The sequence below is a fragment of the Robinsoniella sp. KNHs210 genome (genome assembly GCF_000686105.1).
GTDB lineage: Bacteria > Bacillota > Clostridia > Lachnospirales > Lachnospiraceae > Robinsoniella > Robinsoniella peoriensis.
On record NZ_JMLZ01000002.1, the window covers coordinates 311003 to 337145 of the forward strand.

Genomic DNA, 26143 nt, shown 5'->3' on the forward strand with positions numbered 1-26143 from the left:
AAGGATGTAGAAAATGGATGAAAAAATTAAACGTGTATATATTCCAATGACAGAAACAGGATTTTATATTTTATTCTCTCTGCAAAATGAAATGCACGGATATAATATTATGCAGCATGTGAAGGAGATTACTTCAGACGAGATTGTAATCAGCCCGGGCACAATGTACGGCAGTTTATCTAAAATGGAAAAAGATGGACTGATCCGTTTTACAAAAGAGGAGAATAAGAGAAAGTCTTATCGCATAACACCTCTTGGAGAACAGATCCTGCAGATAGAATTAAAAAGGATACAAAGATTATATCAAAATAGTAAAGGAGAGCGGTATTATGGAAATCAAGAAAATGCATAAATTTTTTTCTATTGCTGATTTTAAAGATGAAGAGCGTTTTTTGATGGAACAGCATCGAAGAGGATGGAGGTTTCTGGGAACAGGTGGATTTACGTACCGGTTTGAAGCCTGCCGGCCGGAAGAATATATTTATCAGCTGGATTATAATGATGAAGAAAATGATGAATCCGGTTATCTTGCTATCTATGAAGATTATGGATGGGAATATCTGATGAAGCTGAACAGTTTTTACTATTTTCGCAAAAAGAAATCAGAATCAGTTGAAGAAAACCAAATCTTCAGTGATAACACTTCAAAAGCAGAGTGCTGTAAAAAGATATTGAAGCGTCAGGTTATTTTGCTTACCACTTTTTTTACCGTGCTTTTGTGCTGCTTTATTATACCTCTTATAAATAGAGGGGCAAATTGGAACAGTTTGGTATTCAGAGTCATAATGACAATTTACTGCTGTATTTATGTGCTGATATTAGTACTCCATTTACGCAACTTCAGAAAATTAAACCGGATGATCGATGCATTACGGAATCCGTTGGAGAGATAAGATGAAGTTTTTGGCATACGTTTTAATTTTGAAATACGCTGGAAGAAATCAGTAAAATTTGTTACAATAATGATTAAGCGTGTCTGAAAATCGTGTCTGAAAATCATTGTACCTGTCTGTCAAAATCCGAAAACTGAGGGGTACCAGTGCCGGATATACTAGTATTTTTAAGACCCGGAGCATATTTGAAAGTGAGGCAGTGTAATGGAAAACTATAATTTTACACATTTAGAAAAAAATATATCAGATATGATATTTGAAGGTATGGTTAAGATTGGTTATATGGAAGGAAAAAGCGTCAGTGTCTTTTATGATCCGGGGCTGATCTGTTATTTGCTGGATACCGGGGAAATGGAAGAAACGTCTTTGCAGAACTGCATGGCTGAATTTGCAGAATTTGTGAAACCGCATTTTCACGATTTGAAAGTAAAGTTCGAGGCAGGAAGATATGAGTTTGCAGTTCCAAAAGAAGGGGTAAAGTATATCTATGAGAACAATACCAGCCGTGAATTTCTGAAAAAACTTGTTCAGGTATTACAGGGACCAGCCTGCGGACTGGAGGAGATTATTGACGTTTTCCGGGAGGTTTCGGAACATATCACCGTAGAGGAAATCCAACATTCTGAATTCCAGTATGTGATTACTTTCCAGGATAAGCATATAGATGAGTTCCACTATTGCTTTACGTTTGATGAAATGGGGCATTATTACCATCGGCTTTTAGATTATGATTTTGAAAAAGTAGTTCACTGTGATTGCTAAATAAGGGGGGAGGCAAAGGTGTTGATGCGGTTCACTGTGAGCGATTGATGCGGCTGATTGAAGCCGGTAAGATGCATCAGCGATAATAAAGTATAAATATCTATTTAAAGGAAATAATGTACAAAAGTACTTGACAAACCTAACTGTAACTGATAATATTACAGTATCAACTGTAACAATTTCAATAACAATTAAACAGATATGAATTGATGAGGAGGCAAAAATGAAGCATAAACGGTTAGTTATGGGAGCAATTTTGATTTCGGCAGCAGTGGTATTGAGCGCCTGTGGCAGTAACAAAGCAGAATCTTCGCCAAAAGAGACCAAAGAAAATATACAGAGTACGACAGAGGCTGGTCAAAATACATCAGAGACAGCCGGTAAGGCAGAATATCAAAAGCTTACGGCAGAGGAAGCAAAGAAAAGGATCGACAGCGGGGATAATCTGGTTATTCTGGATGTACGCACCCAGGAAGAGTATGATGAAAAACATATTGACGGAGCGGTTCTGATTCCAAATGAGGAAATCGGAGAAGAACCTTTAGCGCAGCTTCCGGATTTAAACCAGGAGATCTTGATCTATTGCAGAAGCGGCAACCGCAGCAGTCAGGCAGCCAAGAAGATGCTGAAAGCGGGATACACTAATGTATATGATTTTGGCGGCATTAACGACTGGCCTTATGATACGGTATCCGGCAGTGAGAATGCAGATTCTGAAAAAGAGACAAAGGAAACCCCGATAGCCGTTGGGGATTCAAAAATTATGGAGGCCCAGAATGACAACCCGAGCCTCAGCGCATTTACTACAACGGATATTGACGGAAATAAAGTAACCCAGGATATTTTTAAAGATCATGAGCTTACGATGGTTAATATCTGGGCAACTTTCTGCGGGCCATGTTTGCGTGAAATGCCCGAGTTGGGTGAAATTAATACGGAATATGCAGATAAAGGATTCCAGATCGTTGGAATCGTAACAGACGTTATTACAAATGACGGCACAATTTCTGCTTCCCAGATCGAGACGGCGAAGTATGCAATTGAAGAAACGGGTGCAGGTTATACCCACCTACTCCCGTCTATGGATTTACTGATGGGACCGCTTCAGGATGCCTCGGTAGTTCCCACCACAATATTTGTAGATAAAGATGGCAAACAGGTGGGAGAAATTCAGACGGGTGCCAGAAGCAAAGCAGACTGGGAAACAATTATAAATGATTTACTGGAACAGGTAAAATAAAATTTCATGATATACGGGAAAAGGAGGATTTAAAATGAAGGAATATGATGCATTAATAATTGGTTTTGGCAAAGGTGGTAAGACACTTGCAGGAAAGCTGGCGGCACAGGGAAAATGCGTTGCACTGGTGGAAAAATCAGATCAGATGTATGGAGGTACCTGTATTAATGTAGGATGTATTCCTTCAAAATCCCTTGTCCGTAATTCGCAGACAGCAAGAAGGAACCAGGGAACTGATTTTGCGCAAAAGGCTGACTGGTATGCCAAGGCTATCCATGAGAAAAGAAATCTGACAGCTATGCTCCGTGGGAAAAATTTTGCAAAACTGGATGATCTGCCAAACGTGACCATTTATAATGGAACAGCCAGCTTTTTATCCAATACCAGAGTAAAGGTACAAATGAAAAATGAAGTACAGGAACTGGAAGCGGGGCAGATCTTTATTAATACGGGAGGAACCCCTGTTATTCCGGAAATAAATGGGATCAAAGATAATCCCTATGTATATTTTAGTGAAACTTTAATGGACCTGGAAAGATTGCCAAAGAGGCTGGTTATTATCGGCGGCGGATATATCGGACTGGAATTTGCCTCCATTTATTCCGGTTTCGGATCAGAAGTGACGGTGCTTCAGGATGGTGAGACATTGATTAAACGTGAGGACCGTGACATTGCAGATGCGATTAAAAGTGCACTTGAGAATTCCGGTGTTACATTTCGGTTGGGTGCTCAGATTGAGCAGATTCATAATAATGGGGATCATGCATCCTTAACCGTTGTCTGGAAAGGTGAAAGGCAGGAATTAGAAGCAGATGCAATTCTGGTCGCTACCGGAAGAAAACCTAATACGGCAGAATTAAATGCAGAAGCAGCCGGGGTAGAGCTTACGTCCAGAGGCGCGGTAAAGGTAGACGAGAACCGAAAAACTACGGCACCAAATATCTGGGCTATGGGAGATGTGGTTGGCGGTCTGCAGTTTACATATGTTTCCCTGGATGATTTCCGAATCGTCTGGTCTCAGTTAAACGGAGGTCAGTATAATGAGAAGAAACGTCAGAATGTACCCTACAGTGTGTTTATAACACCCTCTTTTTCCAGGGTGGGATTAAATGAAGATGAGGCTGGAAAAGCCGGATATCATGTTAAAATTGCAAAGCTTGCTGCCGCTGCAATTCCTAAAGCACAGGTATTAAAGCAGCCGGATGGTTTATTAAAAGTTATAATAGATGAAGATACAAATAAGATTCTGGGTGCGATGCTTTTTTGCGAGGAATCGTATGAAATGATTAATTTAATCAAGCTTGCGATGGATGCTGATCTGGATTATCAGATTTTAAGAGACCAGATCTATACACATCCGACAATGAGCGAAGCCTTTAATGATTTATTTGCAGTATAATGTATCGATCAGTATATTGAAGTGAAAATGCCGCGCCGAAAGGCTGCGGTATTTTTTGCGTATACATATCGCTATAGGGTGAATCATGGGTGAATCATTTTATTTTGGAATTTACTATTGACAAATACAAACAACTGTATATAATGATATATATACAGTATATACTATAATATCAATATTGATAAGGAGTGATCGTTTGAAAGTCATTGTTTCAAACCAGTCGGAGCTACCGATTTATGTACAAATAAAAGAGCAGATAAAAGAGCAGATTATGAATGGGACAATTCCAGAAGGAGAGACACTTCCTTCTATCCGGCAGCTGGCTAAGAATCTGGGAATCAGCGTAATCACAACAACCAGGGCTTACAGTGAATTAGAACAGGAGGGGTTTGTTGCAGCCCGGCAGGGCAAAGGCAGCGTTGTTCTGCCAAGGGATAATGAAATGGTTCGCGAGCAGTATCTGAAGAGAATTGAACAGGCATTTGAAACAGCAATTGAAAATGCACGGTATGCGCAGATTCAGAAAGAAGAGTTAGTAGGTATCTTAGAGGCATTATTACATGAGGAGTGAAATGTATGAACATATTAGAAGTAGAAGGCTTATCTAAACAGAGAGGTGGATTTCAACTGAATGATATCAGCTTTCAGATTCCGGCAGGCTATATTTGCGGATATGTAGGACAGAATGGAGCAGGAAAAACCACGACGATTAAGCTGATTATGGAACAGTTAAAACACGAAATGGGTACGATCAGGGTAAATGGCATTACCTTTGAGGAAGATGAAATAAAATATAAAGACCAGATCGGCTATATTGCGGATGAGTGTTATCTCCCGGGAGAATATACCGCTGCAAAACTTGCGGCAATACTGGCAGGATTTTATCCGTCATTCCAAAAGAAAGTATTTTATGACTATCTCTCCAAATGGAATCTTCCTAAAGATCAGAAAATAAAAGAGTTTTCCAAGGGAATGAAGGTTCGGATCATGTTTGCCTGCGCATTGTCCAGGGATACGAAGATTTTGATTATGGATGAAGCTACAAGCGGGCTGGATCCGGTCATCCGCACGGAAATTCTGGAAGAACTCCAGGAATACATTGAAGATGGGGAGCGGAGTGTTCTGCTTTCCACGCATATTATGAGCGATCTGGATCAGGTTGCAGATTTTATTTTCTTTCTGAATCAGGGCAATAAAGTATTCTTTGACACCAAGGATGAAATCCTGGATAAATACGTGGTGATTAAAGGAGGTTTGGAGGATCTGACGGGAGATCTGGAAAAAAAGCTGATTGGTGCGAAGAAAACCCAGATTGGATTTGAAGGACTTTTGGAAACGGAACAGCTGGAATATATACGTAAGGATTTTCTTGTTGAAAAGCCAAGTATAGAGCAGATCATAGTGTTTTATATTCAGGGGGTGAGAAAAAGATGACAGGTAATACAATGCGTTTTTTGAAAATGGATTTTGGAACATTAGCTATGATGAATAAAATTGTGTTCTTCTATCCGGTTGTGGTATTTTTGTTCGTGATATTCCAGCGCTCCTTTGTTATGGGGGCATTTATGCTGATCTTTCTTTTTCCTACATTGGCAATGACGCCGTTTCTGGGAGAAGAAAGCCAGAAAATAAAAGTATTTTATGTATCTCTGCCTGCTACGGTAAAGAATATGGTATTGGGACGATATCTGTTTCTGCTGACAAGTGCCCTCGTACAAATGCTGGGAGGTCTGCTGGTTGCTGTTATTTCCGGCAGTTTTGGCGTACAGATTACTGGTTTGGATATGGGTTTATTTGTCTGCGGGGTACTGATGGATATTGCAGCATGTCTGATCATGTATCCTTTTGTATACAAAGTGGGAATTGTGAAAGGGAGAAGCCTGATTGGAGTCATGCCGATCTTGGCAGCCGGACTGGTTGCCCTGCTATTTTCCACCACGCAGGAAAAGATTGGTTCCTACCAGGAGATTTTTCAGTTTGTCATGAATAATGGATATTTAATTACAGCAGGCTTTTTTGTTATAGTTTGCATTATGGCTGTTATATCGTTTATGGTCAGCATCCGGATCTGCGAAAAACAGGAGATATAAATTCATTTAAGCATGCTGCATTTATATTTATTCAGCTAAGATCCTGGAGGTGGATACATGGAAAAATATGGTGTAATCAACGGAACGCTCATTGTAGTCGTTCTGACATTAAACTTTCTGAAAATGATTCCCAGTGAGTTATTTTTAGCGGTGGTGGTGATATGCGGAATAATGGGAATCATCATTAGATATGGCAATTATCACTGCTGCAGTTCTTTCCGGCAAATAGTCATACAAATCAAAAATACACTTAAGAAATAAACAGCACATCGAAAAGAGCAGAGATGATTTAATAATTCTCTGCTCTTTTCGATCCTTCACACCAGAACGTCATACAATCAATTCGATAATACCAATTGCAATTAACAGAATGGAGGAAGCAGGAGATAACATTTTAATAAACCGGAAATGAAGCAGCCGGTATCCTAAACGGTTGCTTACATGCATAGAAATACAGGAAAACAAAGCTGCGAAAAATGCAATATACAGTGGAGACATATTCATGACACCGGCACTGAAAGAAGGGGGGATGCAGTTGATTGCAAGTACAAACCCCAGAAAGACAGTTTCCTGCATACAGGGTGCGCAGAAATCTGTTTCGTTTTCCTGGTCCTGGGTATTTTTGGGAATAGAATCTTTGATCAGGCAGAAGTAACCAAAGAAAATCATAATTACAGCACCTATAAAATTTGTATATACCAGGAAGTTTCCGGTAATTAACCTGGCAGCATAGGTTGAGCCGAACGCGCAGACTCCGGTTGTCAGACCTATTAGAAAGTTAGAAAATATGGTAAGCTTCTGACCGCGTATCCCCATATTCATTCCGATAACAAAGTTATCCAGATTGACTGCGATACCAATCAAAAGCGGAAACATGATTGACATATTAAAACTCCCATCTGCCTGCCTTTGCAGGCATTCAAATCAGGATGGTGACAGCTGTAAACGGATTATCACCTCTATATAATATATTCCCGGATATCCGTGATGTGACAAAGGGGAGTTGAGAACACGCTCTAGAGCGAACAATTTCAGCTTAAATTGGGGTTTAGCTGATTAAGGACGCTTTGTATTAGTAGTTAGTGTACGAAAAGAGAAGGCGGCGGACCAGGACAGGTGTTTGGAAGGCTTAACGCAGAACTGGCATTTTCTAACCTTCCCGGAGCACTTTTTGGCGGCACGCGGGCATTCGCTCCAAAATCCTGATGCATTTTGCAGCTCACTGCCCGCTTACAATCCGATGGGAGCCAGTCGAATTGTATCCGCCAAAAAGCACTCCGGGAAGGTAAGTAAATGCTCAGCTCTGCTATACGCCTTCCAAACACCTGTCCTGGTCCGCCGCCTTCTCTTTCCGGGATAGCATTCATTGATACAAAGCTGGTTTTCTCAGCATGATGGAACCCTGGGGTTGTGGCATGCTGGACGCGACTGGCGTAAAGCTAATGATGTCAAGCAACTGATCTTGAGAACGAGATTTGTTTTTCTTTCTGTGATCAGAAAAAGAAGTAGAATTTCATCTTCTTTTATGCATAAACAGCCAAAAATATACTGCGTTCCATCAAATAAAGAACAGACAGCTTAAGCCTCAGGGCATCTATCATGCTGAAAACGAATAGCATAAAGCAACTGAACTTAGCACTGTGATTTGTTTCTTCATTCCAGAAAAAGTAGCAAACTTTCATCTTTTACGCATAAACAGCCGAAACATAATACGCTGCATCCAATAAAGAACAGCCAGCCACAGCCCAGGGGTTCCAACCTGCTGAGAAAACCAGCTTTGTGGCGTTAACATGAATCTCGGAAAGATGGGGGTGGGTAACTGATATGGGCGGAGGAAGCGTAGAGCAGAGCTGAGTATTTACTTAGCTTTGCGGAGTGTTTTTTGGCGGATAGTATTCGATTGGCTCCCATCGGATACTAAGCGGGCAGTGAGCTGCGAAATGCATCAGGATTTCGGAGCGAATGCCTGCGTGCCGCCAAAAAGCGCTCCGCAAAGGTTAGAAAATACCAGTTCTGCGGCAAGCTGACGGAGTCCATATCAGTTTCCCACCCCCATCTTTCCGTACACTACCTATCATATACAAAGCGTCATTACTCATCTAAACCCAAATTTAAGCTGAAATATTTCGCTGTACTAGATACAAAGCGTCTTCTTAAACTACTCATAAGGAGATAAAAAATATTAGAATTTTATTAAAAATTACAGACAAATATTTGATAAAAAGGTTACTTGTGGTATAATTCAGGTAACGGCTTGAAATATCAGTTGTTAGTTGCAGAGAAACCCAAAAGAATAGATAATAATACGGAGGTAAACAAAATGACAGGAGATATATTTAGTAGTTTAATGAAAGGCTTATCAGAACTAATGCCAGAGGATGACCCGTGTATCAGAGCTTTTCAGCTGCAAAGTGATATTAAAAAGTTTAAAGCAAAAGAGGATGAGATTTATAGAGAAGTTGGTAAAAAGGCATTGGAACAGGATGGGGAAATTCGCTTTCCTGAAGATCTTAATAAGCTTTTAGCAGCCAGAAGACAGCGTCAGGCAGCAGAAGAAGAACTATTTGACCTGCAGTCGGGAACAAAAGGCAGAGAAGAGGAAACTAGAGAAGAATGTGAAGAGGAAGACTGTACAGTCTGTGCAGAGTGCGGAGCAGCGAATCCCTGTGATCATGCTTTCTGCAAGGAATGTGGAGCAAAATTAAAAACAGAAGGCAGGAAATGCCCCGACTGTGGAAATGATGTTGAGACAGATGCAAAATTCTGTGGACAATGCGGTAAAAGAATCGGTTAATATATCGTTGACAGAAGATGGAAAATGTCCTATAATTAATAATAGTAATCATTACTAATATTAAAGAATATGAAAGGAAAAGTACATATGAGCAAACATCAGTTTACAGACATCCGGGTACCAATCGAGCCCGGCAATCCATCTATTCAGCGTCATGAGGAAAAATGTATCAAGTGCGGTCAGTGCAAACAGGTCTGTACAAACGACATTGCAGTAGCAGGAACATATGATTTGAGGAAGACAGGAGATATCCCAATCTGTATACACTGCGGTCAGTGTGCTAATGTCTGTCCGGTGGAAAGTATAACGGAAGTCTATGAATACGACCAAGTTCGTGAAGCAGTAAAAGCAGAAGAGAAAATTGTCATATTCAGTACATCCCCCTCTGTCAGAGCGGCGCTTGGTGAAGAATTTGGTCTGGAGGAAGGAAGTTTTGTCCAGGATCAAATGGTGGCACTCATCCGCAGACTTGGAGCGGACTATGTTCTGGATACTAATTTTGCGGCGGATCTGACCATTATGGAAGAAGCCAGTGAATTGGTGGAACGTGTGACAAAAGCAAATAAGCCGCTGCCCCAGTTTACCAGCTGCTGTCCTGCCTGGGTAAAGTTTGTGGAAACCTACTATCCGGATATGAGAGAGCATATTTCTACCGCGAAGAGCCCGATCGGAATGCAGGGACCTACCATTAAGACTTATTTTGCGAAAAAAATGGGAATTGATCCTGAAAAAATAGTTAATGTGGCGGTAACTCCCTGTACGGCAAAGAAGTTTGAGATTCGGCGTGAAGAAATGAATGCGGCGTCTAAATATCTGGGCATAGAAGGTATGCGGGATATGGATTATGTCATTACTACCAGAGAACTGGCAAAATGGGCGCGGGAAGAAGAAATTGATTTTGTGTCTCTTGAAGGTTCAGACTACGATGATTTCATGGGTGAAGCATCAGGTGCAGGTGTGATTTTTGGGAATACCGGCGGTGTTATGGAAGCAGCTGTTCGAACAGCCTATCATTTTATTACCAAAGAAGAAGCGCCGGAAGAACTGTATGATCTCCAACCGGTCAGAGGGCTTCAGGGAATCAAGGAAGCAAGTGTACGAATCGGAGATCTGGATGTTAAGGTGGCTGTAGTATATGGTACGGCAAATGCTAAGAAGCTTATGGAAAAAATAAAGACTGGGGAAGCAGATTATCATTTCGTTGAAGTTATGACCTGCCCTGGCGGATGCATTGGCGGAGGCGGTCAGCCTAAGGATACAAAATGGCTGGGTGACACGCTAAGAGAGAAGCGTATAAAGAGCCTGTATGACAGAGATAAAAGCATGGAGCTGCGTTTAAGCCATAGAAATGAAGAGATTGTTAAATTATATGAAGATTTCTACGGTGAGTCATTAAGTAAGCTCGCAGAAGAAATGTTACATACCGGTTATTTTGACAGAAGCGGGGATCTGGACGCAGGTTCCGGCGAAGGGATGAAAGGCAGCGTGAAAAGTATGTCAAAGTTTAAATGTAGTATCTGCGGATATATTTATGACGAAGAAAAAGAAGGAGCTCTTATTACTGAATTAAAGGAATGCCCGATTTGTAAGAATCCGATAAATGTATTTGAAAAATTAGGCGCACTAAATTCTGATGTGGTGATATCCGAAAGCTCTATGACGGAGGAAGCTGTCAGGGCACAGGATGTGGAATCAGAGGAAGAAAATGAAAATCCGCTTGCCTATCCAAAAGAATATGTCAGGAAAGACTCCAATAATCGATTTATGAGTGAAATTCATCAGATGGCAATGACCGGAGAAACAATAATCGAAGCGATGGGTACCAGAATGCCAATGCCAAACTGGGATGATATCCTTATTCTGGGTGCCCAGTTAAATCCACCGCCGCTTGATGAACATGCACCGGTAGACATCACTACGGTAATTGGAAAGCATGCGAAGAAGCCGATGGTCTTAGAAGGACCGGTATATATTTCACATATGTCTTTTGGGGCATTATCAAAAGAGGTAAAAGAGGCATTAGCTAAGGGAAGTGCAATGGCAAAGACTGCGATGTGCAGCGGCGAAGGCGGAATTTTGCCGGAAGAAAGAGATGCAGCTTATAAATACATTTTTGAATATGTACCGAATCATTACAGTGTTACACCGGAGAATCTGAAAAATGCAGATGCAATTGAAATTAAAATCGGTCAGGGTACAAAGCCAGGAATGGGTGGACATCTTCCAGGAGGCAAGGTTACACCTGAAATTGCAAAAATTAGAAATAAGCCCATTGGACAGGATGTGATCAGTCCATCAAAGTTTGAAGATATCAATACGAAAGAGGATCTGCGCGACATTGTTGAACAACTTCGTTTCGCTTCAGAAGGAAGGCCGATTGGAATTAAGATAGCTGCGGGAAGAATAGAAAAGGATCTGGAATTCTGTGTCTTTGCCAAACCTGATTTTATTACAATTGACGGACGGGGCGGTGCAACCGGAGCCAGCCCGAAGATCGTAAGGGATGCTACCAGCGTGCCAACGATCTACGCATTATATCGTGCCAGAAAATATCTGGATGAAGCAGGTGCTGACATTGATCTTATTATTACCGGTGGTCTGCGTATATCATCTGATTTTGCGAAAGCAATCGCCATGGGAGCGGATGCGGTAGCAGTAGCATCTGCAGGCTTAATCGCAGCGGCTTGCCAGCAATACCGTATCTGTGGAAGTGGTAATTGTCCGGTTGGAGTAGCAACACAGGATCCGGAGCTTCGAAAACGTTTGAAAGTAGATTCATCTGCAAAACGTGTGGCAAATTTCCTGAATTGTAGTTTTAAGGATTTGAAAACCTTTGCCAGAATTACCGGACATGAAAATCTGCATGATATGAATGTCAGTGATTTGTGCACCATTGACAGAGAGATATCCGAATTTACAAATATTCCACATGCATAAATTAATTTTAAAATAATAGTGAGCCGTATCCGAACCCAATTACTATAGCTTGTAACTGTGATCAGATACGGCTTAACTTATATGATGAAACAGAATCTTCCAGACTATTTTGCACAGGACATATATATTGTGATGTAGTAATGAAAACTATGTGAAAATATACAAGATATAGTAAAAAAGTCTAAATTAATGTTGTAATATAAGTCAATATTAGATACAATAACAATGATGTCTAAAATCGTTAAAATGCAGAAGAAGGAAGATATGAATATGAAAAAAATAGCTATTGTTACAGATAGTAATAGTGGGATAACACAGAATAAGGCAAAAGAATTAGGGATTCATGTAGTACCGATGCCTTTTTTTATCAACGGTGAAATGTTTATGGAAGATATTACCCTGAGCCAGGAAGAGTTCTACCGGAAACTGGCATCCGGAGCTGATATCAGCACATCTCAGCCATCTCCGGGGGATCTTACGGAACTCTGGGAACAATTATTGGAAGAAAATGAAGAAATCGTTCATATCCCGATGTCCAGCGGACTGAGTTCCTCGTGTGAAAATGCAATGAGTTTATCCATGGGGTTTGACGGAAAAGTACAGGTTGTAAACAACCAGAGAATTTCAGTTACACAGTATCAATCTGTTATGGACGCAATTATGATGGCAGAGGATGGGTTCAGTGCATCAGAAATTAAAAATAAAATGGAAGATATGTCATTGGACTCCAGTATCTATATTACAGTAGAAACGTTAGAATATCTGAAAAAAGGCGGACGAATCACTCCGGCAGCAGCAGCGGTTGGTACGATTTTAAATATTAAGCCTGTTTTACAGATACAGGGCGCGAAGCTGGATGCTTATGCGAAAGTGCGTGGAAAAGTGAAGGCTAAAAAAACGATTCTGGATGCCGTAAAAGAGGATCTGGCTACGAGATTTAAGGAGTATGCGCAGCAGGGAAATATGGAATTTGGAGCAGCATATTCCGGTAATCTGGAAGAGGCATTGATCTGGAAGAAAGAAATTGAAGAAGCATTTCCTGACATCCCATGCCGTATGGACCCATTATCTTTAAGTGTGTCATGTCATATAGGCGAAGGGGCAATTGCAATAGGATGTTATCGGAAATATGTATCAGTAAAATAATAATAGTAAAATAATTAATGTTCAGTGGATAAGAGGATTGAAGAAAGAGAGAAGGGAAGGTTATGAAGTGTGGAAAAAAGAGGTGGATATGGGCACTTCTTGTAATTATTACAGTAGCCATGATGTCCTCAACAGGAGCATCGGCAAAGTCTCAGAAAACTGTTGATAAGTCTGGCAGCGGCACTAAGACCGGAAGGAAAGTCTCTGGAAAAGCAATCCAGGGACAGCCGCAGCTGAAAAATGTCATGAAAGCAGCTCGCAGAAACGGAAAATGGGTGAAATCGGCAGGCAGATATAAGTTCCGTTTTATTAATGGGACTTATGCTTCTCATCAGTGGGTGAATATTAAAGGAAAAATCTATTATTTTAATAAAGAAGGATTCCGTGTTTCCGGCTGGAAAAAATATGGCAATTACAAGTATTTTTTAAATAAAGACGGTTCACTGCGAACAGGATGGTTTCAATATAAGCGCAGACAGTATTATTCAAATACCAGGACGGGTGTGATGAGGACCGGTTGGTTTAACTGGCATAAGAATAAGTATTATTTTGGTAAAGACGGTAAGGTGGCTGTGGGGTGGCGTACCATCGACAAAAAGCGTTATCATTTTGGAAAAGATGGCAAAATGTCAAAAGGTTTTCAGAAGATCGGTTCCGCTACGTACTATTTTACCGGGAGCGGCAGGCGGGTGACAGGCTGGCTGCGTTACCATAACAAATATTATTACCTGAAGTCTGACGGCAGGATGGCAGCTGGCTGGCTCAAACGAAATGGAAAGAAATATTATTTCCGGGAAGATGGGACAAGAACCACGGGAGATTCCTTCATAGAAGGACAGTGGTACCACTTTAATAAGAATGGTGTGTACGATCCAAAAGCGAAAGTAACCCCAAAGATCGATCCGAAAAAACCTATGGTGGCGCTGACCTTTGATGATGGTCCCGGACCATATACAGAAAGGCTGCTGGACTGTATTGATAGAAATAAAGTGCGGGCAACATTTTTCCTGGTAGGCCAGAGTATTCCGATTTATCCAAATGCGGTGAAAAGAGAATATGATTTAAAATGTGAGATTGGCAATCATACATATGATCATCCACAGCTGACAAGAATTTCAGATAGTCAGATATCGTCACAGATTAACAGTACCAATACAAATATTCGGAATATAACAGGGCATAATGCTACGCTGTTAAGGCCGCCTTACGGAGCTTATAATGCTGCGGTAAACGCATTGGCAGGAATGCCAGTAATTATGTGGTCGATTGATACAAGGGACTGGGAAACAAGAAATACCCAGAGTACAGTTGATGCAGTTCTAAACCATGTAAGAGATGGAGACATTATTTTGATGCATGATATTCATCTTCCTACCGTTGCGGCAGCTGAAATTATAATACCGGAATTATTAGGACGAGGGTATCAGCTGGTTACCGTCAGTGAGCTGGGATATTATAAGCGGGGCGGACTGACAAATGGTGCGGTGTATTCTAGTTTATATTAAAGTGAATGAGGCGTATAGAAAAGAGCAGCAGAGAAAAAGTAATGATTTCTCTGCTGCTCTTTTTATTTTAGATTTCTTTCCCTTTTAACAATACTTTTTCAATATTGAGGTCCTGATCCAGAAGAACAATATTTGCAATCTTACCTGTTTCCAGGCTGCCGTATTGATCATATATCTCAACGGATTTTGCAGAATTAACTGCAGCACATTTGATAGCGCTTGCAAGGGGAATGCCCATTTTTTTAACGGCTGTGCGGACACAGTCCATCAGATTCGTCGCGGAACCGGCGATGGTACCACTCTCTAAAGTTGCCAGGTTTCCGACTACTTTTACCGGCTGGCCGCCAAGGGAATAGTCACCGTCTGTCAGACCGGTTGCCATCATGCTGTCGCTGATCAGTATAACACGGTCATCTCCGAACATTTTAAAGGTTGTTCTGACTACGGAAGGGTGGATATGGATACCATCACAGATCAATTCAACACGGCAGTTATCATGATCGCATGCGGCTCCGATTACACCGGGTTCACGATGGGAAAATGGTGGCATCGCATTGTAGAGATGGGTTGCATGTCTTGCACCTCTGTCATATGCTTCGTTTGCAATCTCATAATCAGCTGTTGTATGAGCGATGGATATTCCAACTTCATCTTTCAGGGCGTCAATAAATTCCATTGAGCCTTCCTCTTCCGGTGCAATATCAACCAGTTTTACAAGGTTTCCGGATGCAGCCTGAAGGCGGCGGAACATATCAATATCCGGTTTGTGGATATATTTACCATTCTGAGCTCCTTTTTTCTTTGATGCAATAAAAGGACCCTCCATATTAATACCGCAGAGGATAGCACCTGATTTATTTTCATAGGCAGCTGCAGTCTTGCAGATTTTTTCCAGACGCGGTTCATCGAAAGTCATCGTTGCAGGCACAATGGTCGTAATGCCGTTTTTAAGCTGATATTCTGCAATTTTTTGAATGGCTTCTTCCGTTCCATCACAGAAATCATAGCCTACGCAGCCATGAAAGTGGATATCCGTCAATCCGGGAATAGCATACATGCCTTCCGCATCGATAATTACCTCATCTTCCGTATCTGGGCTGTCAGCAAATTTATCATTTTGTATATAGAGGTCTTTTTTTTCAAAATAACCATCTGAGTGAAATACATTTGCATTTTTTATTATCATATTTTATTTCCCTTCATTACTGTTATGCATTTTCAATTTTCGATAAAGCTGCAGCATCTGCTACAATTGTTACATCATTGTGAAGCTGCAGAATGGATGCAGGAACCTGTGGAGTGATTGGTCCTTCCACTACTTTTTTCAGGATTTCAGCTTTGTCGGCTCCGCTGACAACTACTAAAACCTTGCGTGCCTGCATAATGGTCTGAATTCCCATTGTGTATGCCTGTCTTGGAACGTCTTCTTCTTTTTCGAAGAAACGTGTGTTTGCTTCAATGGTACTTGCTGTCAAGTCAACACAATGTGTCTGTTTTTCAAAATTATCGCTTGGTTCGTTAAAACCGATATGGCCGTTATGTCCAAGTCCCAATAACTGTAAGTCAATTCCGCCTACATCAGAAATGATCTGATTGTACATAGAGCACGCTTTATCCGCATCCGGTTCTAAACCATCCGGTACAAATGTACGTTCTTTGCGGATATTGATGCTGTTAAACAGGTTGGTATTCATGAAATAACGGTAGCTCTGGTCGCTGTCGGCGCCAAGTCCTTTGTATTCGTCCAGGTTTACACTGGTGACACGTCCAAAATCCAGGTCACCTTTGGTATACCAGTCAATTAATTGTTTGTATGTTCCGATCGGAGTTGAGCCGGTAGCCAGACCCAGTACGCAGTCAGGTTTCATGATAACCTGTGCAGAAATAATATTTGCTGCCTTTCTACTCATATCATCATAATCTTTTGCTTTTACTATTTGCATAATTATTCTCCTTTTCTATTTACGGCAGAGTAGCTCTGCTTTCTTAACGTTTTGTATTTCTATTGTATGACTGCTTTTGCGAAAAATTGTGGTAAATGAAAATTTGGTGTTTCATTTTCAATCTTTGTAAAGCTGCCAAAATGAGTCAGACCTTCGCTCTCTTTTATTTTATAAAAATTACAGGTGATGGCATTTCCTGTTTGGAAATCACAATGACCATACACATACCGGATCAGGTCCAGTGGTACCGTCAATTCCAGTGTCCAGAAGTTTTCGTATAAAGTACCGGTGCATTGACAGGCTTCATGCAGTTCCATTGGAAAAATCTTTCGGTTGTTTCTTTCGTCCCCATATTTGGCATGGAGTGCTCCGTTGGAATTTGCTTCAAGGTTTATGTAGCAATTCGGGCGTTCCGCAGGATAAAATTGAAAGAATGCTTCCATAGTGCTGTCCAGATGTACCGGGTCGTTGGGATTAAAATATTTCCTTACCGGATCTTTTTCTTCGCAGGTCATTTTTACATAAAATCCGGTTCCGGGGATAAATCCCAGACTTCCATAGGTTTTAGGACGATAGTCGCCTCCCCAGTTATACTGGTCAACATTAAAAACAGGACAATTTCCAATCTCTTCTTTTGAAGAAATGGTTTGGATTATGTATTCCATTAAATACCTCCCTTGCATATAAAATCGAACTTAGAAAGCTTGTATGCTCACAATTACTATTGTAACCTATACAGGAAAAAAAGGCAAAGGGTTCATGAGAAATTGGCAAATAATTATAAAAAATAGCAGGAATGTACAAATGAATAACAGACAGAAAGCATTCTTTAGCAGGTCTGATGTTAGGCAATTTTTCAATTCAAAATTATGAAGATTTGGTATAAACATAAAAATACAATAAGTAAAAAAGACAAGAAAGATAAAATAATAGGCAATATGACTAAAAAGTTAAAAATATGTAATAAAATGGATAAAATATTAACCAATAAAAGTAAAATAGTAACGGTTGCATATGTTTACAATGCACATCTCGTCATGTTATATTAAGGCAAGCTTTGATAGTGCGAAGAGATATCTGAGGTGGTTTTTTGTGAATGTTGATGAAAATAACAGGAAAGGAGAAGAAAAATTAAAAGCCAGGAAGATAAAGCGTCGCTAATTCATTGTATAACGAATTGTAAGGGAGATTACTATGAAACTGAAGAAGATGATAGCAGGTATTTTAAGTACATGTATGGTTGCAACATCCCTAGTGGTTCCAGGAGATGTCCTCAATGTGCAGGCGGCGGAATCCAAAGCGGAGACAAAAGCAGCAGGACAGGAGAATCCACTCAGATTGTGGTACAATAAACCGGCAAGCAAGGGAAATCTTATCCCAGGCAGAACGGGCGGTTTCGGAACAACAGCGGAAGATGACCGCTGGCAGCAGCTTACATTACCAATCGGCAATAGCTATATGGGCGCAAATGTGTATGGTGAAATTGGAAAAGAACACCTTACTTTTAACCAGAAGACATTATGGAATGGCGGACCAAGTACGAAAAGGCCGGATTATAATGGCGGAAATAAACAGACGGCATCCAACGGGGCAAAAATGTCAGATGTCTTTAAATCGGTAGGACAGCTTTTCCTGGAAGGGAAAAACGATGAAGCTTCCAATCTGTGTAATCAATTGACAGGAGAATCCGATGGTTATGGGGCTTATCAGTCCTGGGGCGATATTTATCTGGACTTTAAAGGGGTTACGGATAGTACTGCTGTTCAGAACTATCAGAGGGATCTTGATCTTACCAAAGCAATTGCAAATGTAGATTATACCCTGGAAGGAACGAATTTCCACAGAGAATATTTTATTAGTTATGCAGATAATGTACTGGCTATGAAATTGACGGCAGATGGATCGAAAAAGTTAGAATTTGACGTGAGTTTCCCGGTAGATAATGCAGAGAATGTTGCAAATAACGGATTAGGTAAATCGGTTACCTATAAAGCAGAAGGAAATACGTTGGTTACTGCCGGACAGATGCAGGATAATCAGCTGAAAATGAATTCCATGCTGAAGGTTGTCACAGAAGGACAGGTTAATCCGGGATCAGATAACCAGTCATTGCATGTATCGGATGCTTCTTCTGTAGTAATATATGTATCAGCAGATACAGACTATAAAGATTCCTATCCGAAATACCGCACTGGAGAGAGCGACGAGGAACTGGCTGCAAGTGTGAAAGCAACAGTTGAAAAAGCAGCAGGTAAAAATTACGATCAGGTAAAAGCGGACCACATTGCGGACTATACCAATATCTTTGACCGTGTAGATCTGGATCTGGGACAGGGAGTTTCTTCCAAGCCAACAGATGAACTGCTGGCAGCTTATAAGGCAAATACTGCAACACCAGAAGAACGCAGCCAATTGGAAGTTATCTTATACCAGTATGGACGTTTTATGACGATTGAGTCTTCCAGAGAAGGGGATTTACCGGCAAACTTACAGGGTGTATGGCAGAACCGTGTAGGCGATGCAAATCGTGTACCCTGGGGCAGCGATTACCACATGAATGTAAATCTTCAGATGAATTACTGGCCAACCTATTCTGCAAATATGGCGGAATGCGCAAAACCATTGATTGAATATGTGGATGGATTACGTGAACCTGGCCGTGTTACTGCAAAAGATTATTTTGGAATAGAGAGCACAGAAGAAAATCCGGAGAATGGATTTACTGCACATACACAGAATACACCGTTTGGATGGACTTGTCCCGGATGGGCATTTTCCTGGGGATGGTCACCTGCAGCGGTACCGTGGATTCTTCAGAATTGCTGGGAATATTATGAATACACCGGCGATGTTGAATACATGAGAGATAAGTTGTATCCGATGTTAAAAGAAGAAGCAAAGCTTTATGATCAGATTTTAACAGACAGTGGTGTTGAAATTACAAAGCCGAATGGTGAGAAATCCACAAGACTGGTATCTGTTCCTACATATTCCCCGGAGCATGGACCAAGGACATTGGGAAATGCATACGAGCAGGAACTGATCTGGCAATTATACGAAGATGCAATTATCGGTGCTAAGATTTTAGGTGAAGATGAGGCTCTGATTCAGAAATGGCAGGATACTCAGGACAGATTAGCACCAATCGAAATCGGTGAAAGCGGACAGATTAAAGAATGGTACAATGAAACTACCCTGGGAAGCATTGGTGAAAGAGGACATCGCCATATGTCACATTTACTGGGACTGTTCCCGGGAGATTTGATTTCCGTAGACAATGATCAGTATATGGATGCAGCAATCGTTTCCTTAAAAGACCGTGGTATGAAGAGTACCGGATGGGGAATGGGTCAGCGTATCAATTCCTGGGCAAGAACAGGACAGGGAAACAGTGCTTATGATTTAGTGAAGACACTGTTCAACGATGGTATCAATCCAAACCTTTTTGATTCCCACGCTCCGTTCCAGATCGATGGTAACTTTGGTTATACCTCCGGCGTTAATGAAATGTTAATGCAGAGTAATATGGGTTACATCAATGTACTTCCTGCACTTCCGGATGCATGGTCCAGCGGATCAGTAAAAGGAATTGTAGCAAGAGGAAACTTTGAGACAGATATTAACTGGGAAGATGGAAAAGCAACCAGTGTGAAGATCCTGTCAAAGAATGGTGGAGATTGTGCGGTACAGTATACTGGAATCAGCCAGGCAAATGTAGTAGATTCTAAGGGTAAGCAAGTAGAATTTACAAAATTGTCAAGAGACAGAATCCAGTTTGTATCAACACAGGGTGAAACATATACCATTACTAATTTCCCGGAACTTGCAAAGGGACCGGAAAATCTGGAAGCAGTTTATACCGGAGCAGCAGGGGTAGAATTAACCTGGGATAAAGCAGCTTCCGAAACTGCAACTTACAATGTATATCGTAAAGAAGATGGTTCTTATGAAAAAGTCGCAGAAGGTCTGACAAAAGCAAACTATACAGATAAAACAGCAGTAAAAGATATTACGAAGGTTCGATATAAAATAACCTCTGTAGAAAATGGTGTGGAAAGTCTGTATTCGGAAACCGTCAGTGCACTGGATATTACGGTAAGAGGAATGGTAGATGATTCTGATTCCAGAATTGAATATAGTTCCAGATGGCAGACGTGGAAAGATGCTGCGCATTATGGCGGTGGAATTCATTTTGTAGAAACCAGCAGTGCAGATGATACAATTTCCTTTGTATTCTCGGGTAAGGGCATTCGTGTGTATGCAACTAAGAATGCAACCTGGGGAATCATGGACGTTTACATTGACGGAGTAAAAGCAGATTCTATTGACTTTTACGATCCGACACCACAAGGCCTGAAGCAACAGATGGTTTATGAAAAAGCAGGTCTTGAGGATACGAAACATACTATTAAATTGGTTGGAACAGGAACCAGGAATCCAGCCAGTACAGGAACGAAATTAGAATTTGATGCATTCCAGGTATTAGGCGACCAGCACACCATTACTTTTGAAAGTAATAAAGAAGGAGAAGGAAATCTTCCGGAGTCTATTACAGAATATGAAGGCAGCGCGATTACATTGCCGGAATGCGGTATTACAATTGACGGTATGACTTTTGCAGGATGGAGTGACGGAGAAACCACATATGCTGCAGGTTCTAAGTATCGTATTGAGAAGAGTGATGTTACGTTAACTGCTTTATGGGAAGAAACATCCAACAAGATAGCATCCAATAAAATGACGGCAGTAGCTGACAGCCAGCAAAGTGATACACCTGGAGCTTCCGATGGTCCAGCTTCTAATGCGGTTGATGGAAATGAAAGTACTATATGGCATACTGCTTATACACATGAACCAATGCCAGATATTGAAAATGGTGTAAATAACACTTTTACAATAACACTTGACAAATTATATCAAATCAACAAATTAGAATACGTAACGCGTTCACAAGAAAATGGAAGAATATTGGGTTATGATTTGTATTATAGCACGACAGAAGATGGAGATGATTTCCAGAAAATAGAAGGCGGAAGTGGTGAATGGGCTAATAATGTAAACAAAAAAATAGCTAAGTTTACACCTGTAAGTGCAAAAAGAATTCAAATCAGGGCAACAAAGACAGCAGGTACACCAGCAAATGACTTTATTTCAGCAGCAGAATTCTACTTATATGAAACAGGACAGACAGTCACAGACCCGACAGCAGTAACCGGAGTCAAACTGACACCGAATGAAGTTACATTAGTAGAAGAAACCACAGCAACATTAACAGCAGCGGTAATCCCGTCTAATGCAACAAATAAAAATGTTACCTGGTCATCAAGTGATGAAGAAGTGGCAACTGTAGTTAATGGTGTAGTGAATGCACTGAAACCAGGAAATGCGACAATCACCGTAACCACAGCAGATGGAAACAAAACGGCACAATGTGCAGTAACCGTTACGGAAAAAGAAGTGATACCGGTCAGCGCAATTACCGTATCACCAAAAGATGCAACTGTTAAAACAGGAGCAAGTGTAACTTTAACCGGGGAAATACAGCCGGAAAATGCATCTAACCAGAATATGATCTGGACTTCTGATAATGAAGGCGTAGCAACGGTAGCAGGTGGTGTTGTAACCGGTGTGGCAGAAGGAACTGCTACAATTACAGTCACATCAGCAGAAAATGATACCATCCGTGATACCGCTACAATTACAGTAGAAAACGGAGAACCTGAAATTGTAGAAGTAGAAAGTGTCAGTGTTGAGCCGGCAGAATTATCTTTAATAGAAGAAGGAACCAAAAAATTAACTCATACAATTACACCTTCAAATGCAACAAATCAGAATGTAAGCTGGAGTTCTGATAATGAAGCAGTGGCGACCGTTTCCCAGGCAGGAGTCGTAACCGCAATAAAAGAAGGTACTGCAAATATTACAGTTACCACAGAAAGTAACAACAAAACAGCAATCTGTAAAGTAACCGTATCAAGAAAAGATATAGCAGTTACAGGGGTAACATTATTGCCTGAAGCACTGCAAATGAAGCTAAAAGAAACAGCAACACTTACAGCAGCTGTTCAACCAGCAAATGCAACGAATCAAAACGTTTCCTGGACATCAAACAATGAAGCTGTTGCTACTGTAGATGGCGGTATAGTTACAGCAGTTGCAGATGGTAAAGCTACGATTACAGTAACCACAGAAGAAGGCGGATTCACAGCAACATGTGAAGTAACTGTAAAGAGTGAACCAGAACCGGAAATCATAAAAGTAACTGGTGTAACCCTTGATAAACAAGCAATTAATATTGAAGTAGGCAAAACAGCTGTCATTAAAGAAAGCGTTCAGCCGGAAAACGCAACCAATAAAAATGTTACCTGGGATTCAAACAACAAAACAGTTGCAAGTGTTGACAAGGGTAAGATCACAGCATTAAAAGAAGGCATCGCAGAAATCATTGTTACTACAGCGGATGGAAATAAGACAGCTACCTGTACGGTAAATGTAATACCGAAGCAGATACCGGTTGAATCCATTAAGATAAACCCATCCAGTGCAGCAATGCAGACCGGAACGAAGGCTACCTTAAGAGTAGGATATACACCGGAAAATGCAACAAATAAAGCAGTAGTGTGGGCTACGGACAATGAAGCAGTGGCAAGTGTGAGTAATGAAGGTGTTGTAACGGCGAAAGCAGCAGGAACAGCTAATATTACAGCAACAACTGTAGATGGACAGAAGTCCTCATCCTGCAGCGTAATTGTTACAGAAGCACCGAAACCAACACCGGATCCGGAAGTGAAAGAGTACACTGTTATCTTTGATACAGATGGCGGATACGTTTTACCGGCAGAAATCAAAGTACAGGAAGGCAAACCTTATGGTAACCTGCCTACACCGAAAAAAGGAAGCTACAAATTCCTTGGCTGGTATCTGGGAAATACACAGGTAAAATCAACGGATATCTGTAAGGGCGATGTGACCCTGAAAGCAAAATGGAAGCTGATGGAACCTGGAAAAGTAACTGGTGTAAAAGCATCGAAACAGACAACAAACAGCATTAAAATATCATGGAAGAAGGAAACAGGAGCAAAATCATATATTGTCAGCAGTTATAACTATTCGAAGAAAAAGTGGGAGAAAATTGCAACCACCAAGAAAACTTCTTATGTAGACAAAAAGAAAAAGGCTGCGACAAAATATAAATACCGTGTAACTGCTGTAAACAAAGCTGGCAGCGGTTCTGCTTCCAAATCTATGATTACAGCAACACAACCTGTAAAACCGACCATATCCCTGAAACAGTCAGGAAAGAAAGTGAAAATATCCTGGAATAAGTTTAAGGCAGATAAGATTGAAATCTTTATGAAGACAGGAAATGGAAAATATAAGAAAATTTCCACAAAACCTGGTAAAAATACAGCTTACACCAAGGCAGGATTGAAAAAGGGAACTAAGTACAGATTCCGTATCCGTGGATACATGGAAAGAGGAGAGAAGGTTTATGGTGCATACTCTGCATCCAAGAGAATTACAATAAAGTAAGCAGAATACGCACAAACAGATCATAGAAAAAGCCGCTTCAGCAAAGGGAACTGCACCCGTTAGTCAGACCAGAGAGTTTAACTAGTGGGTGCGGACCGAAATTGCTGTGCGGCTTTTTCTACCTATATAAATGTAGTTCCAGACAGGGATAATCGTGATAATACATCTTTATATGCTAGGAATCCAAACAGATCTGTGCGTTACAGAAATTTATATAGAGGCTGTTTTGCTTATTTTTGATAGCGCAAAGCAGCCTCTACCAATCCGCGAAAGAGCGGATGCGGCCTGTTTGGACGTGACTTCAACTCCGGATGTGCCTGGGTGGCGATGAAGAACGGATGATCTTTGAGTTCAACCATTTCCACAATGCGGCCGTCGGGTGAGATTCCGGAAAGGGTTAAGCCATTGCCGGTCAATGCCTTACGGTAGTCGTTATTCACCTCATAACGGTGTCGGTGGCGTTCCTGTATAGTTTCTTCACCATATAGCTCAAATGCTTTCGATGACTTGTCCAGGATACAGGGATAAGAACCAAGTCTTAAAGTGCCGCCGATGTCTTCAATACCATCCTGGTCCGGCATCAGGGAAATCACGGGATGGGTAGTGGAAGCATCCAGTTCGATGCTGTGTGCATCATGGAAACCAACCACATTTCTGGCAAATTCAACTATGGCAAGCTGCATGCCCAGACAGAGCCCAAGGAAAGGGATCTCATGTGTTCTGGCATATGCAATCGCCATAATTTTTCCTTCAATTCCCCGGTTGCCGAAACCTCCGGGCACCAGAATGCCATCCACATCTCCAAGGAGATCTGAAATATTGTTCTCATTTAATAATTCTGAATCAATCCAGCGTATATTAACTGTGGCGCGGCTGGCGATACCACCATGTTTAAGGGCTTCTACAACACTGATATAGGCGTCATGGAGTTGGATATATTTACCGACAAGAGCAATTTCTACTACTTTGGTTGGATGTCGCAGAGCATTTACCATGTCTTCCCAGTCTTCCAGATTGGGCTTTGGGCATTCCAGATTCAGACATTCACATGCCACCTGGGCCAGATGCTCCTGCTCCATTGCAAGAGGTGCTTCATACAGATATTCCACATCCAGATTTTGCAGGACGTGATGATTAGGGACGTTACAGAAAAGTGCGATTTTGTCTTTGATGCCTTGTTCCAACGGCAGTTCGGAACGGCAGACAATGATATCCGGGCGAATACCCATACCCTGTAATTCTTTTACACTTGCCTGGGTGGGTTTGGTTTTCATTTCTCCCGAAGCTTTCAGGTAAGGGATTAAAGTTACGTGAATCAGAATTGCGTTTTCCCGGCCTACGTCATGCTGGAACTGACGGATGGATTCCAGGAAAGGCTGGCTTTCGATATCTCCGACCGTACCGCCGACTTCAATAATGGCAATTCTTGTTTCATCGGATGTAAAATTCCGGTAAAAACGGTTCTTAATCTCGTTTGTGATGTGGGGGATGACCTGTACAGTACCTCCGCCGAAATCACCGCGACGTTCTTTTTGCAGTACGGACCAGTAAATTTTACCGGTGGTTACATTGGAATTCTTATCAAGGCTTTCGTCAATGAACCGCTCATAGTGTCCTAAATCCAAATCCGTTTCGGCACCGTCATCTGTAACAAATACTTCGCCGTGCTGGATAGGATTCATAGTTCCGGGGTCAATATTGATGTAAGGGTCGAACTTCTGCATGGTTACCTTGTATCCCCGGGCCTTCAGTAAGCGGCCGAGTGAAGCGGCAGTGATGCCTTTTCCCAAGCCTGATACTACTCCGCCTGTTACAAATACATACTTTACTGGCATAAATTTCCTCCTGTTTTCTCAAACACACTCTCGTGCTGGTCAAAAAATAACGAAAGAATTATACAC

At 41.3% G+C, this 26143-nt stretch carries 20 protein-coding genes and 1 pseudogene; 15 read left to right on the forward strand and 6 right to left on the reverse strand.

All coding sequences use genetic code 11. From position 1 onward, the window contains the following. Positions 1 to 13: 13 nt before the first annotated feature. The 9 genes from CD03_RS0108220 (at position 14) to CD03_RS0108265 (ending at position 6645) form a co-directional block, all read left to right on the forward strand. Entirely contained in the window at positions 14 to 352 is a 339-nt protein-coding gene (locus CD03_RS0108220) for a PadR family transcriptional regulator (protein WP_027293235.1), read from the forward strand. Then, a complete protein-coding gene (locus CD03_RS0108225; protein ID WP_027293236.1) occupies positions 330 to 893 on the forward strand; it encodes a DUF2812 domain-containing protein in 564 nt (187 codons plus the stop codon). Before CD03_RS0108220 ends, CD03_RS0108225 begins: the two co-directional genes overlap by 23 nt. 204 nt (positions 894 to 1097) lie before the next feature. Then, positions 1098 to 1655 (forward strand): DUF3877 family protein, encoded by a 558-nt coding sequence (locus tag CD03_RS0108230; RefSeq protein ID WP_027293237.1) that lies wholly within the window; start codon positions 1098 to 1100, stop codon positions 1653 to 1655. A gap of 223 nt (positions 1656 to 1878) precedes the next feature. Continuing rightward, a complete protein-coding gene (locus CD03_RS38525) occupies positions 1879 to 2895 on the forward strand; it encodes a rhodanese-like domain-containing protein (protein ID WP_242849066.1) in 1017 nt (338 codons plus the stop codon). A gap of 34 nt (positions 2896 to 2929) precedes the next feature. After that, positions 2930 to 4294 carry an FAD-dependent oxidoreductase gene (locus CD03_RS0108245; protein WP_027293238.1) on the forward strand — a complete coding sequence of 455 codons (1365 nt, stop codon included), beginning with the start codon at positions 2930 to 2932 and terminating at the stop codon, positions 4292 to 4294. 196 nt (positions 4295 to 4490) lie between these two features. After that, a complete protein-coding gene (locus CD03_RS0108250) occupies positions 4491 to 4865 on the forward strand; it encodes a GntR family transcriptional regulator (RefSeq protein ID WP_027293239.1) in 375 nt (124 codons plus the stop codon). A 5-nt stretch (positions 4866 to 4870) separates the two neighbouring features. After that, the gene (locus CD03_RS0108255; RefSeq protein WP_027293240.1) at positions 4871 to 5728 is read left to right on the forward strand and encodes an ABC transporter ATP-binding protein; all 858 of its coding nucleotides are present in this window, start codon (positions 4871 to 4873) and stop codon (positions 5726 to 5728) included. Beyond that, positions 5725 to 6384: an ABC-2 transporter permease gene (locus tag CD03_RS0108260; RefSeq protein ID WP_027293241.1), complete on the forward strand. Its 660-nt coding sequence runs from the start codon at positions 5725 to 5727 to the stop codon at positions 6382 to 6384. The genes CD03_RS0108255 and CD03_RS0108260 overlap by 4 nt, the downstream gene beginning before the upstream one ends. 57 nt (positions 6385 to 6441) lie before the next feature. Beyond that, positions 6442 to 6645 (forward strand): hypothetical protein, encoded by a 204-nt coding sequence (locus CD03_RS0108265; protein WP_027293242.1) that lies wholly within the window; start codon positions 6442 to 6444, stop codon positions 6643 to 6645. Between the two features lie 69 nt (positions 6646 to 6714). Here CD03_RS0108265 and CD03_RS0108270 read toward each other — a convergent pair whose 3' ends face one another. Together CD03_RS0108270 and CD03_RS0108275 are read right to left on the reverse strand one after the other, a co-directional pair. Next, positions 6715 to 7269 carry a manganese efflux pump MntP gene (locus tag CD03_RS0108270; protein WP_027293243.1) on the reverse strand — a complete coding sequence of 185 codons (555 nt, stop codon included), beginning with the start codon at positions 7267 to 7269 and terminating at the stop codon, positions 6715 to 6717. A 194-nt stretch (positions 7270 to 7463) separates the two neighbouring features. After that, a complete protein-coding gene (locus CD03_RS0108275; RefSeq protein ID WP_027293244.1) occupies positions 7464 to 7751 on the reverse strand; it encodes a hypothetical protein in 288 nt (95 codons plus the stop codon). Between the two features lie 953 nt (positions 7752 to 8704). Here CD03_RS0108275 and CD03_RS0108280 point away from each other — a divergent pair. The 5 genes and pseudogenes from CD03_RS0108280 (at position 8705) to CD03_RS32905 (ending at position 14766) form a co-directional block, all read left to right on the forward strand. Beyond that, the gene (locus tag CD03_RS0108280; RefSeq protein ID WP_027293245.1) at positions 8705 to 9178 is read left to right on the forward strand and encodes a zinc ribbon domain-containing protein; all 474 of its coding nucleotides are present in this window, start codon (positions 8705 to 8707) and stop codon (positions 9176 to 9178) included. Between the two features lie 87 nt (positions 9179 to 9265). Beyond that, positions 9266 to 10606, forward strand: a pseudogene (locus tag CD03_RS39440) ([FeFe] hydrogenase, group A); the annotation flags it as partial. A gap of 66 nt (positions 10607 to 10672) precedes the next feature. Continuing rightward, positions 10673 to 12115, forward strand: coding sequence for a glutamate synthase-related protein (locus tag CD03_RS39445; protein ID WP_044289837.1), 1443 nt, complete (start codon positions 10673 to 10675; stop codon positions 12113 to 12115). Between the two features lie 270 nt (positions 12116 to 12385). After that, a complete protein-coding gene (locus tag CD03_RS0108290; protein WP_027293246.1) occupies positions 12386 to 13261 on the forward strand; it encodes a DegV family protein in 876 nt (291 codons plus the stop codon). A 62-nt stretch (positions 13262 to 13323) separates the two neighbouring features. Continuing rightward, positions 13324 to 14766 (forward strand): polysaccharide deacetylase family protein, encoded by a 1443-nt coding sequence (locus CD03_RS32905; protein WP_052377733.1) that lies wholly within the window; start codon positions 13324 to 13326, stop codon positions 14764 to 14766. Positions 14767 to 14833: 67 nt separating this feature from the next. Here the strand turns inward: CD03_RS32905 and nagA are convergent, their stop codons facing one another. Genes nagA through CD03_RS0108310 form a run of 3 tightly spaced genes read right to left on the reverse strand, consistent with a single transcriptional unit; the run spans position 14834 to position 17374 of the window. Beyond that, entirely contained in the window at positions 14834 to 15952 is a 1119-nt protein-coding gene (gene nagA, locus CD03_RS0108300; protein WP_027293247.1) for an N-acetylglucosamine-6-phosphate deacetylase, read from the reverse strand. A 22-nt stretch (positions 15953 to 15974) separates the two neighbouring features. Beyond that, entirely contained in the window at positions 15975 to 16709 is a 735-nt protein-coding gene (gene nagB, locus CD03_RS0108305; RefSeq protein ID WP_027293248.1) for a glucosamine-6-phosphate deaminase, read from the reverse strand. Positions 16710 to 16768: 59 nt separating this feature from the next. Next, entirely contained in the window at positions 16769 to 17374 is a 606-nt protein-coding gene (locus CD03_RS0108310; protein WP_027293249.1) for a carbohydrate-binding family 9-like protein, read from the reverse strand. Between the two features lie 529 nt (positions 17375 to 17903). Here CD03_RS0108310 and CD03_RS35925 point away from each other — a divergent pair. Next, the gene (locus tag CD03_RS35925) at positions 17904 to 24242 is read left to right on the forward strand and encodes a glycosyl hydrolase family 95 catalytic domain-containing protein (protein ID WP_052377734.1); all 6339 of its coding nucleotides are present in this window, start codon (positions 17904 to 17906) and stop codon (positions 24240 to 24242) included. A gap of 230 nt (positions 24243 to 24472) precedes the next feature. Here CD03_RS35925 and CD03_RS0108335 read toward each other — a convergent pair whose 3' ends face one another. After that, positions 24473 to 26077 (reverse strand): CTP synthase, encoded by a 1605-nt coding sequence (locus CD03_RS0108335; protein WP_027293251.1) that lies wholly within the window; start codon positions 26075 to 26077, stop codon positions 24473 to 24475. Positions 26078 to 26143: the final 66 nt, after the last annotated feature.

Coding starts and splice junctions, on each gene's coding strand:
- CD03_RS0108230 (WP_027293237.1), top strand. CDS start 1,098: ATGGAAAACTATAATTTTACACATTTAGAAAAAAATATATCAGATATG.
- CD03_RS0108270 (WP_027293243.1), bottom strand. CDS start 7,269: ATGTCAATCATGTTTCCGCTTTTGATTGGTATCGCAGTCAATCTGGAT.
- CD03_RS0108275 (WP_027293244.1), bottom strand. CDS start 7,751: ATGAATGCTATCCCGGAAAGAGAAGGCGGCGGACCAGGACAGGTGTTT.
- CD03_RS35925 (WP_052377734.1), top strand. CDS start 17,904: ATGAAACTGAAGAAGATGATAGCAGGTATTTTAAGTACATGTATGGTT.
- CD03_RS0108255 (WP_027293240.1), top strand. CDS start 4,871: ATGAACATATTAGAAGTAGAAGGCTTATCTAAACAGAGAGGTGGATTT.
- CD03_RS0108310 (WP_027293249.1), bottom strand. CDS start 17,374: ATGGAATACATAATCCAAACCATTTCTTCAAAAGAAGAGATTGGAAAT.
- nagA (WP_027293247.1), bottom strand. CDS start 15,952: ATGATAATAAAAAATGCAAATGTATTTCACTCAGATGGTTATTTTGAA.
- CD03_RS0108290 (WP_027293246.1), top strand. CDS start 12,386: ATGAAAAAAATAGCTATTGTTACAGATAGTAATAGTGGGATAACACAG.
- CD03_RS0108280 (WP_027293245.1), top strand. CDS start 8,705: ATGACAGGAGATATATTTAGTAGTTTAATGAAAGGCTTATCAGAACTA.
- CD03_RS0108335 (WP_027293251.1), bottom strand. CDS start 26,077: ATGCCAGTAAAGTATGTATTTGTAACAGGCGGAGTAGTATCAGGCTTG.
- nagB (WP_027293248.1), bottom strand. CDS start 16,709: ATGCAAATAGTAAAAGCAAAAGATTATGATGATATGAGTAGAAAGGCA.
- CD03_RS0108225 (WP_027293236.1), top strand. CDS start 330: ATGGAAATCAAGAAAATGCATAAATTTTTTTCTATTGCTGATTTTAAA.
- CD03_RS39445 (WP_044289837.1), top strand. CDS start 10,673: ATGTCAAAGTTTAAATGTAGTATCTGCGGATATATTTATGACGAAGAA.
- CD03_RS0108260 (WP_027293241.1), top strand. CDS start 5,725: ATGACAGGTAATACAATGCGTTTTTTGAAAATGGATTTTGGAACATTA.
- CD03_RS0108220 (WP_027293235.1), top strand. CDS start 14: ATGGATGAAAAAATTAAACGTGTATATATTCCAATGACAGAAACAGGA.
- CD03_RS32905 (WP_052377733.1), top strand. CDS start 13,324: ATGAAGTGTGGAAAAAAGAGGTGGATATGGGCACTTCTTGTAATTATT.
- CD03_RS38525 (WP_242849066.1), top strand. CDS start 1,879: ATGAAGCATAAACGGTTAGTTATGGGAGCAATTTTGATTTCGGCAGCA.
- CD03_RS0108265 (WP_027293242.1), top strand. CDS start 6,442: ATGGAAAAATATGGTGTAATCAACGGAACGCTCATTGTAGTCGTTCTG.
- CD03_RS0108245 (WP_027293238.1), top strand. CDS start 2,930: ATGAAGGAATATGATGCATTAATAATTGGTTTTGGCAAAGGTGGTAAG.